General features: G+C 72.2%; 12 protein-coding genes. 3 read left to right on the forward strand and 9 right to left on the reverse strand.

The window, feature by feature from the left end:
- Positions 1-17 precede the first annotated feature (17 nt).
- Together KF840_19585 and icd are read right to left on the reverse strand one after the other, a co-directional pair.
- Positions 18-1,877, reverse strand: coding sequence for an FAD-binding protein (locus tag KF840_19585; protein ID MBX3027110.1), 1,860 nt, complete (start codon positions 1,875-1,877; stop codon positions 18-20).
- 150 nt (positions 1,878-2,027) lie between these two features.
- Positions 2,028-3,407, reverse strand: a complete 1,380-nt coding sequence (icd, locus tag KF840_19590) for an NADP-dependent isocitrate dehydrogenase (protein MBX3027111.1) — start codon at positions 3,405-3,407, stop codon at positions 2,028-2,030.
- 212 nt (positions 3,408-3,619) lie between these two features.
- Between icd and KF840_19595 the strand changes: the two genes are divergently transcribed.
- Positions 3,620-4,129: a hypothetical protein gene (locus tag KF840_19595; GenBank protein ID MBX3027112.1), complete on the forward strand. Its 510-nt coding sequence runs from the start codon at positions 3,620-3,622 to the stop codon at positions 4,127-4,129.
- 35 nt (positions 4,130-4,164) lie between these two features.
- Here KF840_19595 and KF840_19600 read toward each other — a convergent pair whose 3' ends face one another.
- From KF840_19600 to KF840_19620, 5 genes are all read right to left on the reverse strand, one after another.
- Positions 4,165-4,632 (reverse strand): hypothetical protein, encoded by a 468-nt coding sequence (locus KF840_19600; GenBank protein MBX3027113.1) that lies wholly within the window; start codon positions 4,630-4,632, stop codon positions 4,165-4,167.
- Positions 4,633-4,669: 37 nt separating this feature from the next.
- Positions 4,670-5,212: a hypothetical protein gene (locus KF840_19605; protein ID MBX3027114.1), complete on the reverse strand. Its 543-nt coding sequence runs from the start codon at positions 5,210-5,212 to the stop codon at positions 4,670-4,672.
- A 279-nt stretch (positions 5,213-5,491) separates the two neighbouring features.
- Positions 5,492-7,573, reverse strand: a complete 2,082-nt coding sequence (locus KF840_19610; GenBank protein ID MBX3027115.1) for an elongation factor G — start codon at positions 7,571-7,573, stop codon at positions 5,492-5,494.
- 97 nt (positions 7,574-7,670) lie between these two features.
- Positions 7,671-8,438 carry a type III pantothenate kinase gene (locus KF840_19615; protein ID MBX3027116.1) on the reverse strand — a complete coding sequence of 256 codons (768 nt, stop codon included), beginning with the start codon at positions 8,436-8,438 and terminating at the stop codon, positions 7,671-7,673.
- Positions 8,439-8,519: 81 nt separating this feature from the next.
- Positions 8,520-9,275, reverse strand: coding sequence for a type III pantothenate kinase (locus tag KF840_19620; GenBank protein ID MBX3027117.1), 756 nt, complete (start codon positions 9,273-9,275; stop codon positions 8,520-8,522).
- 116 nt (positions 9,276-9,391) lie between these two features.
- Here KF840_19620 and KF840_19625 point away from each other — a divergent pair, with 116 nt between their 5' ends.
- Positions 9,392-10,264 carry a tetratricopeptide repeat protein gene (locus KF840_19625; GenBank protein MBX3027118.1) on the forward strand — a complete coding sequence of 291 codons (873 nt, stop codon included), beginning with the start codon at positions 9,392-9,394 and terminating at the stop codon, positions 10,262-10,264.
- Positions 10,228-12,018: a metallophosphoesterase family protein gene (locus KF840_19630; protein ID MBX3027119.1), complete on the forward strand. Its 1,791-nt coding sequence runs from the start codon at positions 10,228-10,230 to the stop codon at positions 12,016-12,018. Before KF840_19625 ends, KF840_19630 begins: the two co-directional genes overlap by 37 nt.
- 43 nt (positions 12,019-12,061) lie before the next feature.
- Here the strand turns inward: KF840_19630 and KF840_19635 are convergent, their stop codons facing one another.
- Together KF840_19635 and nadC are read right to left on the reverse strand one after the other, a co-directional pair.
- Positions 12,062-12,862 (reverse strand): biotin--[acetyl-CoA-carboxylase] ligase, encoded by an 801-nt coding sequence (locus tag KF840_19635; protein MBX3027120.1) that lies wholly within the window; start codon positions 12,860-12,862, stop codon positions 12,062-12,064.
- A 38-nt stretch (positions 12,863-12,900) separates the two neighbouring features.
- Positions 12,901-13,743 carry a carboxylating nicotinate-nucleotide diphosphorylase gene (gene nadC, locus KF840_19640; GenBank protein MBX3027121.1) on the reverse strand — a complete coding sequence of 281 codons (843 nt, stop codon included), beginning with the start codon at positions 13,741-13,743 and terminating at the stop codon, positions 12,901-12,903.
- Positions 13,744-13,745 lie beyond the last annotated feature (2 nt).

Raw genomic sequence — 13,745 nt, forward strand, 5'->3', positions numbered from 1 at the left:
CGCGGAGGCGTCCACCCTCAACGGGAGGTCTCCGCGCCGCCGCGTCCGGGCGGTGCAATCTCTCGCAGTTGCCGCGTCAGCTCGGGGACGATCTCGGCCCAGTCGCCGACGATGCCGTAGTCGCACGAGCGGAAGATCGGCGCCTTGGGGCTGCGGTTGATGGCGACGATGATGCCGCTGCGGCGCACGCCGACAGTGTGCTCGAAGGCGCCGCGCAGTGCCACCGCAATGTAGAGGTCGGGCGCGATGGCGCGGCCGGTGATGCCGACCTGATACTGCTTCGGCAGCCAGCCGGCATCACTGACGTCGCGGGTGGTGCACAGCGCGCCGCTGAGCAGGGCCGCGAGCGCCTCCGCCTGCGGCAGGTGCTGCGGGCCGCCGATCCCCATGCCCACGCCGACGACGACCCGCGCCTCCTCGAGCTCGGCGGCGGCTTCGGCGTCGCTGCGGCGTTCGAGCAGGCGGACGCGGTCGGCAATCGGTCGGTCGGCGAGCGCGACCACCTGGGCCGTCTGGCCGGCGAGCGCGACGCCGGGCGCCAGCATGCCGGGCCGCACCGTCGCCATCTCCGGCTGCGCGCGCGAGGCGATCAGCGCCACGATGCTGCCGCCGAACGCCGGCTTGTGCTGGAGGACGCGGCCGGCGGCGTCGACGCTGAGATCGACGCACTCCCCGGTCAGGCCGAGGCCGAGACGCGCGGCGACCCGCGGCGCGAGGTCGCGGCCGACGACGGTCGCGGGCAGCAGGACCAGCCCGGGGCGCTCGCGCTCGATCACCGCCGCGAGCAGCGCGGCGTGGGCCTCGGTGCCGGCGAGGAAGCCGTCGTCGGCGGCCACCAGGACGCGGCCGGCGCCGAAGGCGGCCAACTGCGCCGCGTGCGCCGCGGCGCCGGCGCCGGCGACCAGCGCGCTCACCGTGCCGCGGAGCTGCGGCGCCAGTTGCGTCGCCTTGTGCAGCAGCTCGCCGACCACCGGCCGCAGGTGTCCGTCCAGCGTCTCGGCGACCACCAGCACGTCGCGCGCGCCGCCGCGCGCCACCGCGGCGGGGGCGGGCAGCGGCGGCGGCGCCGGGCGGGCCACCGTCCACTCGCCGAACAGGCCGTGGGCGCGCAGCCGCGCGACCAGCGCCGCCACCTGCGCCGCCGGCGTCGCGCCGGCGATCATCTCGCGCCGCCGGTGCTCCTCGACCGGCGCGAGGTCGAGCACCCAGGTCGGCGAGCCGGCGGCGCCGACCAGCGCGAGATCGAGCCCCAGATCGGCGGCGCGGCGCAGCGCGATCGGCTTCGCCGCCGCGGCGGCGCGCTCGCTGCTGCTGGTGAAGCGCTCCGGCGCCAGGTCCTCGGCGGCGGTGACCAGCGCCGGCAGCGGCGCGCTGACGACGTCGATGCCCTCGTCGGTCTCGCGCTCGGCGCGCAGGGTGCGCGCGGCGGGATCGACGGCGAGGGCGCGCGCCATCGTCACCTGCGGCAGGTCGAGCAGCTCGGCGATCTCCGGCCCGACCTGCCCGGTCTCGGCGTCGACGCTGTTGCGGCCGCAGAGGATGAGGTCGTACGGCTCGCGCTCCAGCAGCGCCGCCAGGGCCCGCGCCGTGGCCAGCGTGTCGGCGCCGGCGAACGCCGGGTCGCAGAGGTGCTCGGCGCGGTCGGCGCCGAGGGCCAGACACTCGAGCAGCGCCTCGCGCGCCTGCGGCGGCCCCATGGTGATCGCCACCACCGTGCCGCCGTGCTCGTCGCGCAACGCGACGGCGCGCAGCAGCGCCCGCACGTCGAAGGCGCTGATCTCGCTCCGCACCCCCTCGCGCCGGATCGTGCGGGTCGCGGGATCGAACTGCAGGGCGGAGACGGCGGGAACCTGCTTGATGCAGACGGCGATGAGCATCGGCGGTCGGGACTGGACGGACGGGCGAGACCCACCGCGGATCACGCGGATCGCGCGACCCCATCCGCCCCTCGGGCATCGGTGAGGCGTCCCGGATCCGTCACATCCGTGTCATCCGCGGTGGATCCCCGCTCGCGCGATCCCGCGCGATCACATGTGCCGGACCACCGCCTCGGCGAACTCCGAGCACTTCACCAGCGTCGCGCCGTCCATGAGGCGGTGGAAGTCGTAGGTGACGGTCTTGGCGCCGATGGCGCCGTCCATGCCCGCGATGATGCGGTCGGCGACCTCGTTCCAGCCGAGGTAGCGGAACATCATCTCGCCGGACAGGATCACCGAGCCGGGATTGACCTTGTCGAGGTTGGCGTACTTCGGCGCCGTGCCGTGCGTGGCCTCGAAGATGGCGTGCCCGCTCAGGTAGTTGATGTTGCCGCCCGGGGCGATGCCGATGCCGCCGACCTGCGCCGCCAGCGCGTCCGACAGGTAGTCGCCGTTCAGGTTCATGGTGGCGATGACGTCGAAGTCCTTCGGTCGGGTCAGCACCTGCTGCAGGGTGATGTCGGCGATGGCGTCGCGGATCAGCAGCTTCTGCTTCCACTGGCCGCCGCCGTGGGTGTCCCACAGGCGCAGCGCCGCCTCGATCTCGGCCCGCACGGTCTGCTGCTGCGCCGGCGTCATCAGGTCGTAGCCGGGGTCGATGGCGCGGGCGTTGTCCTCGACCGAGATGTCGGGCCTCTCCTCGCGGTTGCCGAGGATCCAGCTCTCGCGCTCGGTGACCACCTGGTCGCGGAAGTCGCGCGTCGCCACGGCGTAGCCCCAGTCGCGGAAGGCGCCCTCGGTGAATTTCATGATGTTGCCCTTGTGCACCAGGGTGAGGCTCTTGCGCCGCTGCCGCAGGGCGTAGTCGATGGCGGCGCGCACCAGGCGCTCGGTGCCCTCGCGCGACACCGGCTTGATGCCGATGCCGCTGGTCGCCGGGAAGCGGATCTTCTTCACCTTCATCTCCTTCTCGAGGAAGGCGATGACCTGCTTCGCTTCCGCCGACTCGGCGGCCCACTCGATGCCGGCGTAGATGTCCTCGGTGTTCTCGCGGAAGATCACCATGTCGACCAGTTCCGGCCGCCGCACCGGGCTGGGGACGCCGGTGAAGTAGCGGACCGGGCGCAGGCAGACGTACAGGTCCAGCAACTGCCGCAGGGCGACGTTCAGCGAGCGGATGCCGCCGCCGATCGGCGTCGTCAGCGGCCCCTTGATCCCGACCAGGTAGGTCTTGAAGGCATCGACGGTCTCGTCCGGCAGCCAGTTGTTGGTGGTGTTGAAGGCCTTCTCGCCCGCCAACACCTCGAGCCAGGCGATCCGGCGCTTGCCGCCGTAGGCCTTCTCCACCGCGGCGTCGAACACGCGCTGCGAAGCGCGCCAGATGTCGGGCCCGGTCCCGTCGCCCTCGATGAACGGAAGGATCGGATTGTCGGGCACCTGCAGCGTGCCGCCCGCCATGCGAATGGGCTGCCCCTGGATCGCGCTTGCCATGCGAGTTCGTCTCCCTGGATGGTGGCCGGAGGCCGGATCACTGGCGCGTCCGAACGGACGCGACAGCCGCTCTCCGTAGCGCAATTGGCTGGCGCGGGGAAGCCGAGCCGCGTGCCGCCAACGCCGGCGCCCATCGCGCCGCCCTCGCCCCGCGCATGTCCGGTTGCGTGTTCGGTTGAATGACCCGATCGCCACGGCTACCGTATCGCATTGTGAAGCGACCGCGTTCGATCCTGCTCCCCCTCCTGCTCGCCTGCGCCGCCTGCGGCCCGCCCTCCGGATCGTCCGGCGGCAGCGCCGCCGCGACGGCGGTGGTGAACAGCAACGAGGTCGCGGTCAGCGGCCACATCGCGGCGCCCGGCACCAAGGGGCCGCTGCTGGTGTTCGCGCTCGCCGGCGACGGCGGCGATCCGGCCGAGCGCGAGACGCTGTCGGTGGCCACCGTGGACGGCGACGGCAACTTCGCCTTCACCATGCCGCCGGTCGATGTCGCGACCTTCGCCTTCCTCGCCGACGGCTCGAACGACGGGGTCATCGACGGCGGCGATCCGATCGCGGTGCTGAGCGGCCCGTCCTTCAGCGACCTCGGCGGCGGCGAAACGGTGGTGCTCACCGACGTCGCCCTCGATTTCACCGCGCACAAGGCGACCGCCGCCAACATCGACGTCCGGCGCTCGGGCGGCGGCGAGACGCGCACTCCCACCGCCGTGCCGGCGTCGTAGCGGGGTCCTCGCGGCCGCCGGCGGCACCGCGGGCGTCAGCCGGCGGCGCGGCCGACGAGGCCGCAGGCGAGGACGAGCGGCGCGCCCGACCCGACCGCCAGGCTGTAGAGGTCGGCGCTGCCACCGTCGGCGATGCTGGCGACGCTGACGCAGCCATCCGACACCCGCGCCTCGCCGTCGTCGGTGCGATAGGCGTAGCCGACCGGGAAGGCGAAGGCGCAGAGCAGCGCGTCGCCCGCCTGCAGGTCGCCGGCGCGGCGCTCGCTGCCGGCGGGCCCGAGCAGCACCTGGTCGGCGCCGAGGCGCAGGGCGCGGCCGTTCTCGAGCGCGATGCGCAGCACCGGCTGCGCGGCGGCGACCAGCCGCACGTCGCGCGACATGGCGAAGCGGTTGCGGCCGTCGATGCGCACCATCACCGGCGTCGGCGACGCCCCGACCGTCTTGACGGTGAGCGGTCCCTCCGGTGTCTCCAGCTTCGTATCCGCCGCCAGCGCGCAGGACATCCGACCTCCAGAATGGTCACGTGGGTGGAAGCACGACTCAGTGGGACGAGGAGCTGCTGCCGCCGCCGCTGCGCTCGATGACCAGGCGCTTGGCGAGGCCGTTGACGGCGGAGGGGACGTTCTTGCTCTTGGCGAGGCCGCGCAGGTCGCGTGGCAGCAGACTCGGCACGAGGCGGACGGCGAGCGCCAGCGGCGTCTTGGGATTGGTCGCCAGCGCCAGCTTGATCTGGTAGTTGCCGAGCCACTCCTTGCGGCGGCAGATCTGGTCGAGCAGCTCGCGATCGATGCTGCGGTTCTTCGCCAGGGCGACCACCTCCTCCTCGGTGATGCGCGGGTTCTGCAGCACGAAGCGCTGCACGACGCGGCTGGAATCGCGGATCAGGATCATGCGCGCGTCGCGGTTGCCCTTGAGCGCCAGCTTGAGCCGCTCGCCGACCGTCATCTGCTGGATCTCCGCCGCCAGGTTGCGGCTGATCTTCTTCTCCGGCGGCAGCTCCTCGACCAGGTCCTGCGGCACGACGATGGTGTCGCGGTCCTGCTGGATGTCTTCGGCGAGGGCTTCGAGGTTGAGGTCGTTCATCAGTAGGCTGTCAGGCTGCCATGCGGTTACGCTGGTAGGGCTGGAAAGCGCAACCTGACTAGCAGACCTCCGACCGATAACAGCCTAGCAGTCGGTTGAAAAACAGGCGGCGTAGCGAGGGCGAGGGATTGTGCGCCAGATCGAGGCGCCGAACCGGAGGCAAACCGGTCGGTTTTGTCGAGGATTCGGCAACGAAGAACTGGCGCACGAGACCCGCCCGCAGTAGCCGACCTGTTTTTCAACGGGCTGCTAACAGCGTAACACCCAACAGCCTTCTCCTCAGTGCTGCTGCGCCGCCCGGCGCTCCTCCGCCTCCTTCACCACCTTGTCGACCAGGTGCGCGGGCAGCTCCTCGTAGTGGTCGAACTCCATGGTGAAGGCGCCGCGGCCGCTGGTCATCGAGCGCAGGTCGGGGGAGTAGCGCAGCACCTCGGCCATCGGCACCAGGGCGCGGATGACCTGCGAGCCGACCTTGGGGTCGACGCCGAGCACCTTGCCGCGGCGGCTGTTGAGGTCGCCGATGACGTCACCCATGCAGTCGTCGGGCACGGCGATCTCCATCGCCATGATCGGCTCGAGCAGGATCGGCTTGGCCTGCTGCACCGCCGTCTTGAAGCCCATCGAGGCGGCGATCTTGAACGCCATTTCCGAGGAGTCGACGGTGTGGAACGAGCCGTCGTAGACCTTCACCCGCACGTCCACCATCTCGTAGTGGGCGAGAACGCCCTCGTGCATGGCCTCGCGCACGCCCTTCTCCACCGCCGGGATGAACTGGCGCGGGATGACGCCGCCGACGATGCCGTCGACGAACTCGAAGCCGGCGCCGCGCGGCAGGGGCGAGACCTCGAGCCAGCAGTCGCCGAACTGGCCACGGCCGCCGGTCTGCTTCTTCAGCCGGCCCTGCGCCTTGGCGTGCCCCTTGATGGTCTCCTTGTACGGGACCTTCGGCGCCTTGAGCTCGACGTCGACGCCGAACTTGCGCTTCAGCTTCTCGACCGCCACCTCGATGTGCAACTGGCCGACGCCGGAGAGGATGATCTCCTTGGTCTGCGCGTCGCGCTGCATCTGCAGCGTCGGGTCCTCCTCCATCAGCTTGTGCAGGCCCTGCACCGCCTTGTCCTCGTCGCCCTTGGCCTTCGGCTCGATGGCGAACGAGATGGCGGCGGAGAACGGGACCAGGCCGGGGTAGCGGATCGGCGCTTTCTCGTCGGCCAGCGTGTGGCCGGCCTCGGTGTCCTTGAGCTTGGCGACGGCGCCGATCTCGCCGGTGGTCAGCTTGTCCACCTGGCTCTGCTTCCTGCCCTCCAGGCGCAGGAGATGGCCGAGGCGCTCCTTGCCGTCCTTCTGCACGTTGAGCACCGTCGAGTCGCTCGCCACCTCCCCGCTCACCACCTGGAACACCGACAGCTTGCCGGAGAAGGGATCGACGATGTTCTTGAGCACCACCGCCGAGAACGGCGCCGACGGCACGCACTCGCGCTCGATCGGCTCGCCGTTCCTGGGATCCTCGCCGCCGGCGACGCCGAACGGCGCCGGCGTGTGCGCGACCACGAAGTCGAGCAGCGGCGCGATGCCGAGGCCCCTGGCGCCGGCGCCGCACAGCACCGGCACGAAGCGCCGCTCGCGCACCGCGGTGCCGAGCGCGCCGATGAGCTGCTCGTCGGTGAGCGCGCCGCGCTCCAGGTACTGCTCGACCAGCGCGTCGTCGGTCTCGGCCACCGCCTCCATCAGCCGCTCGCGCGCCGCCCTGGCGGCGTCGGCGAGCTCGGTCGGGATCGCCTCCTCCTTCACCTGGCCGTTGGGCTGGTAGATCAGCGCCTTCATGCTCAGCAGGTCGACCGCCCCCCTGAAGCTGTCGGCGCTGCCGAGCGGAAGCTGGATGGGCACCGGCTTCGCCTGCAGCAGGTCGGTGAGGTCCGTGAGCGCGCCGTCGAAGTCGGCGTTCTCGCGGTCCATCTTGGTGACGAAGGCGAGCACCGGCAGGCCGAGCTGCTCGGCGCGGCTCCACACCCGCTCGCCCTCCACCTTGACGCCGCCGGCGTGCGGCTCGAGGACGAACACCGCCACGGTGCAGGCGCGCATGCAGTTGAGGCCGTCGGTGAGGAAGTTGATGTAGCCCGGCGTGTCGACCACCGTCAGCTCGTGCTTCTTCCATGGCGCGTGGTGGAAGGCGGTGGTCAGGCTCAACTTGCGGCGCGTCTCCTCGGGCTCGAAGTCGAACGCCGACGTGCCGTCGTCGACGCTGCCGAGCCGGGTCGTCGCGCCGGCGGCAAAGAGGATCGCATCGGCCAGGGACGTCTTGCCGCCGCCGCCCTGCCCGACGATGCCGACATTCCGGATCTGACTCACCTCGTGTGCCATTCGTCCTCCGGGCAGGCTGTTGGGCTGCTAGGCCGTTTGGCTGTCAGGGGCCGGACCTCGGACCCCCTAACAGCCAACGGCCCAGCAGCCTAACAACCTATTCTTGATTCCGCTCGTAAATGATCCGCAGCCCTTCCAGGGTCAAGAACTCGTCCACTTCCTCGATGGTGCTCGATTCGGGAGCGACGATCGCGGCCCAACTGCCGGTGGCGAGGACGCGCGCCTTCACCTTGTTCTCGCGCTGGATGCGCTCGACCAGGCCGTCGACCATGGCGACGTGGCCGAGCACCACTCCCGACTGCATCGCGTGCACGGTGTTGCGGCCGACCACCTGCTTCGGCGCCACCAGCTCCACCTCGTAGAGCTTGGCGGCGCGCGAGAACAGGGCGTGGCTGGAGATCCCCAGCCCGGGCGCGAGGACGCCGCCGGCGTACTCGCCGCGCTTGGTGATGTAATCGAGCACCGTCGGCGTGCCGAAGTCGACGACGATGGTGGTGTCGCGCGTGCGTTCGAAGGCGGCGATGGCGTTGACGATGCGGTCGGCGCCGACCTCCTGCGGCTTGTCGTAGAGGATCGGCATCGCGGTGCGGATGCCCGGCCCCACCACCAGCGGCTCGAGCCCGAGATGCTTGCGGCAGAGGGCGCTGATCGTGACGTTCATCGCCGGCACCACGCACGCCACCGCGACGCCGCCCAGGTCCGCCGCCTCCGGGCCGCTGAGCAGACTGCGGATCAGCACCCCGTACTCGTCCTCGGTCCGCCCCTCCTCCGTCTGGATGCGCCAGTGCTGCAGCAGCCTGGCGCCCTCGTACACGCCGAGCACGGTGTGGGTGTTGCCGACGTCGATCACCAACAGTTTCGCCATGCCAGACCCTCAGACACAGATGGACACCGACTGCCACCGTTCGACCCGCCAACCCCGGCGTTCAGCGGTGGCCACCGGTGTTCATCCGTGGTTTCGCTCATGCAGCAGCCGCAGTCCATCCAGCGTCAGAAACTCATCCACCTCCCCGATCGTCTCGCACTCGGGGGCGATGACGCTTGCCAGGCCGCCGGTGGCGAGCACACGCGCCGCGACGCCCTGCTCGCGCTGGATGCGGCGCACCAGGCCATCGACGGTGGCGGCGTGGCCGAGCAGGATGCCGGCCTGCAGCGCGTGCGCGGTGGTGCGGCCGACGGTGTGTGGCGGGCGCCGCAATTCCACCGCGGTGAGGCGCGCCGCGCCGGCGAACAGCGCCTGGCTGGCGATGCGGATGCCGGGGCAGATGATGCCGCCGGGATAGGCGCCGTCGGCGGTGACGTACTCGATCTTGGTGGCGGTGCCGAAGTCGACCACGATCGCCGCGCCGCGCGTCCGCTCCCAGGCCGCGACGGCGTTCACCAGACGGTCGCTGCCGAGCGTGTGCGGCGTCTCGTACTGGATCGCCAGCCCGGTGCGGATGCCCGGCGCCACCACCAGCAGCGCGAGCCCGAGGTACTTGCGGCACAGCTCGCGGAAGGTGCCGGTGAGCGCCGGCACGACGCACGACAGGGCGGCGCCGGTGATCGTCGTCTCGCGCAGCAACTCGCGCACCAGCACCGCGTGCTCGTCCTCGGTGCGCGCCGCGTTGGTCTCGATCCGCCAGTGCCGGGCCAGCCGCGCGCCCTCGTAGAGCCCGAGCACCGTGTGGGTGTTGCCGACGTCGATGGCGAGGACGCTCATCCGCAGGACCGAGAAACCATAGTTGGCCGGGCAGCGCCACCGGCGTCGCTCGACGCCGGGACCGCGAACCACATTTCCGGTTGCGAAGTCGCCACCGCCCGTGGCAACGGTCGCCTATGGGGGTCTCCCGCGCGGCCGCGCTGGCCGGCACCGTGCTGCTGCTGTGCGCCGCGACCGCGCGCGCGCACGTCGGCGCCGACGAGCTGCTGGCGGCGGCGCGCAGCGCCGCCGCCGCGCATCCGGGCGATGCCGTCGCGCACCTGCACCTGGCGCAGGCGCTGCGGATCGCCGGCGACTGGAACGGCGCCCTGGTGGCGCTCGGCGCCGCGCAGCGCGCCGGCGCCGACCTCGACGAGGTGGCGGCCATGCGCGCCGGCGTGTTGCTCGACGCCGCCCGCCCCGCCGACGCCCTCGCCGAGCTCGATCGCCTGCTCGCCCGCCGTCCGGAGGCGCCGGCCGCCCACTACGACCGCGGCCGCGCCTGCCTGGCGCTCGGCCGCACCGCCGACGCGGCGCGCGAGCTGGCGATCGCCGTCGCCACCCTGCCGGCGCCGCGGCCGGAGCAGGTGCTGCTGCTCGGCGACGCCCTGCTGGCGCAGGGCCGCGTCGCCGACGCCATCGCGGCGCTCGACGCCGGCATGGCCCGCCTCGGCCTCATCGCCGCCCTGCAGCTCCCGGCCGTCGACCTCGAGCTGCGGCGCGACCGCAGCGACGCGGCGCTGGCGCGCCTCGACGCGCTGCTGGCGCGCGCCGGCGGCAACCCGGCCTGGCTGGTGCGCCGGGCCGAGATCCTGACCCGCGCCGGCCGCCCGGACGAGGCGCGCGCCGCCTACCAGGACGCGGCCGCCCTGCTCGCCGCGCACGCCGGCAACCGCCGCATCCACGCCTTCGACGCGCTCGCCGACCAGATCGCCGCCGCGCTGGCGGCCACACCACCCGGGGGGACCGACATATGTGGACTCCAATCCGACGCAGCCTGGCTGCGCTGATCCTGCTCGCCGCGGCCTCCGCGGCACCGGCCGCGGTCGTCACCCGCGGCCCCTACCTGCAGATGCCGCGCCCCACCGGCATGGTGGTGCGCTGGCGCACCGACGTGCCGACGACCAGTCGGGTGTCGTATGGCGACGCGCCCACGTCGCTCTTCGAGACCGTCGACGACCCGACCCTCACCACCGAGCACGAAATCGCCCTCACCGGCCTCACCGCCGGCACGACGGCGTACTACGCGGTGGGCGAAATCGGCCTGCCCCTGGCCGGCGGCGACGCCGACCACTACCTGCGCACGCCGCCCCCGACCGGCAGCAGCCAGCCGTACCGGCTGTGGGCCATCGGCGACGCCGGCTTCACCGGTCCCGACCTCGACGCGGTGCGCGACGCCTTCATCGCCTACAACGGCGGTCCCGCCACCGACCTCTTCCTGCTGCTCGGCGACAACGCCTACCTCTTCGCCACCGACGCGCAGTACCAGGCGGCGGTCTTCGACGAGCACGCCGCCATGCTGCGCACCACCCCGGTCTGGTCGGTGTTCGGCAACCACGAGATCCTGTCGTCGAACCCGCTCACCCAGACCGGGCCCTACTTCGCCATGTTCACCTTCCCGACCGCGGCGCAGCTCGGCGGCGTCGCCTCGGGCAGCGAGGCCTACTTCTCCTTCGACTACGGCAACACGCATTTCATCGTCCTCGACTCGGAGGAGGCGCCGACCTCTCCCTCGACGCCGATGCTCACCTGGCTGACCGCCGACCTGCAGGCGGCGGTGCTGCAGAACCCGACGTGGATCATCGCCACCTGGCACCGGCCGCCGTACAGCAAGGGGCAGTTGCACGATTCCGACACCGAGCTGGGGGAGATCCGCATGCGCCAGTACGTGCTGCCGATCCTCGACACCTACGGCGTCGACGTCGTCTTCTCCGGCCACAGCCACAGCTACGAGCGCAGCTACCTGCTCGACGGCCACTACGGACTGTCGCCCACCTTCAACGCCAGCTTCAAAGTCGAGCCCGGCGACGGCGACCCGGCCGGCGACGGCGCCTACCGCAAGGTCGACACCGGCCCGGCGCCACACAGCGGAACGGTCTACGTCGTCAGCGGCAGCGGCAGCGAGGTGCGCACGACGACGCTCAATCATCCGGCGATGGTCCGCGGCCTGCTCGAGCTCGGCTCGGTGGTGCTCGACGTGGACGACACCACGCTGACCGCCCGCTTCCTCACCAGCACCGGCGCCATCCACGACACCTTCCGCATCGTCAAGGGACTGAGCTGCCCGCCGGCGCCGGCCACCGGCTGCGGCGCGGCGCCGAAGGGCAAGCTGCTGCTGGCCGCCAACGCCGACCCGAGCAAGGACAAGTGGCAGTGGAAGTGGAAGGGCGGCGCGCTCGATGCCGCCGCCGTCGGCGACCCGAGCGGCCAGACCGACCTCGCGGTGTGCGTCTACGACGCCGGCGGCGCCCTGGTCGGCGGCGCCATTCCGCACGGCACCGCCGGCTGGACCGCCAAGCCCACCAGCCTCGCATTCAAGGACGACACCCTGGCGCTGCACGGCCTCAACAAGATCACCCTCAAGTTCACGGCCGGCATGATCCTCGCCAAGGCCAAGGGCGCCAACGCCGCCGTGCCGACCCTGCCGGTCACGGCGCCATTGAAGGCGCAGCTCGTGAACCTCGACAGCGGCGCCTGCTGGGAGTCCGTCTTCGCGACGGCGAAGAAGAACACCGACAAGAAGGTGATCGCGGTCGCGCCCTGAGGCCCGCCGCCCGCCGTCGGCCCGGGCGCCGGCGGCGGGCGGCTCAGCGCGTCCGGTAGCCGCCGATCACCGTCACGTCGCCGGCGACGACGCGGTGCTCGCGGCCGTCGTCGCGGCGGATGCGCAGGGCGCCGTCGTCGTCGAGGCCGAGGACATCGCCCTCGACCGTGCCGCTCGGCTCGGCGACGTGGATGCGGCGACCGACCAGTGGCGCGAGCTGCCGCCAGGCCGCCGCGATGGGCGCGAATCCGTCGCGGCGCCACTCGTCGTAGCGGCGCTCGAGGGCGGTGAGCAGCCGTCCGGCGAAGCGGGCGCGATCGACCTCGACGCCGCCGGCCAGGTGGAGCGAGGTCGCCTTGTCGCGCAGCTCGTCGGGAAAGTCGCCGGCGCCGCTGTTGAGGTTGACGCCGATGCCGAGGATCACCGCCCGCTCGCCGCGGCTCTGCTCCATCTCGGCCAGGATGCCGGCGGCCTTGCGGTCGCCGAGCAGGACGTCGTTCGGCCACTTGATCGCCGCCTGCGGGCACCACTCGCGGATCGTCTCGCAGGTGGCGACGCCGGCGAGCAGGCTGATCTGCGCCAGGCGCTCCGGCGGCAGATCGCAGCGCAGGACGATCGAGACGTAGAGGTTCTTGCGCGCCGGCGACACCCACTCGCGGCCCAGCCGGCCGCGGCCGCGGCGCTGCGCATCGGCGATCACCACCACCCCGTCCGCCGCGCCCGCCGCCGCCATCTCGCGCGCCGTGCTGTTGGTCGAGTCGAGGACCTCGAAGCAGTGCAGCTCGCGGCCGAGCCACTCGGTGCCGAGATGGGGGAGGATCGACTCGCGGGACAGCGGATGCATTCGAGGTTCCACCGCGGCAACGCCCAGACGCGGAGGCCTCAGATCGCGATCTTCATGCTGATGTCCACGGCGGCGGCGGAGTGCGTCAGCGCGCCGACCGAGATGAGGTCCACGCCCGTCTCCGCGATCGCGCGGATGGTCTCCAGCGTCACGCCGCCGGAGGCCTCGACGATGGCGCGGCCGCCGATGTGGCGCACCGCCGCGGCGAGCTCGGCCACGGACATGTTGTCGAGCAGGATCGCGTCGGCGCCGCCGCCGAGCGCCGCATCGACCTGCGCCAGGGTGGCGCATTCGATCTCGATGCGCAGCCCGTGCGGCGCCCCGGCGCGCGCCGCCTGCAACGCGGCGGCGACGCCGCCGGCGGCGGTGATGTGGTTGTCCTTGATCAGGATGCCGTCGTCGAGGCCGCTGCGGTGGTTCGCGCCGCCGCCCATGCGGACCGCGTGCTTCTCCAGCGCGCGGAGACCGGGCGTGGTCTTGCGCGTGTCGATGACCCGCGCCCTGGTGCCGGCGATCGCCTCGACGTAGCGGCGCGTCAGCGTGGCGACGCCGCTCAACCGCTGCACGAGGTTCAGCGCCAGGCGTTCGCCGACCAGCAGATCGGCCGCCGGTCCCGCGACCGTCGCCAGGACGGCGCCGGCGGCGAACGCCGCCCCATCGCTCATCCGCTCCTCGACGCGCACCGCGGCGCTGATCAGCCCGAACACGCGCGCCACCAGTGGCAGGCCGGCGAGCACGCCCGGCTGCTTCGCCCGCAGCGTGCCGGTGGCCTGGACGCCGGCCGGCACCGTGAGCCGGGTCGTGACGTCGCCGCGGCCGATGTCCTCCGCCAACGCGGCGCGCAGCAACGAATCGACCTGCGACAGCTCGAACACCGTCATCG

This window comes from bacterium, from assembly GCA_019637795.1.
Taxonomy (GTDB): domain Bacteria; phylum Desulfobacterota; class Binatia; order HRBIN30; family CADEER01; genus JAHBUY01.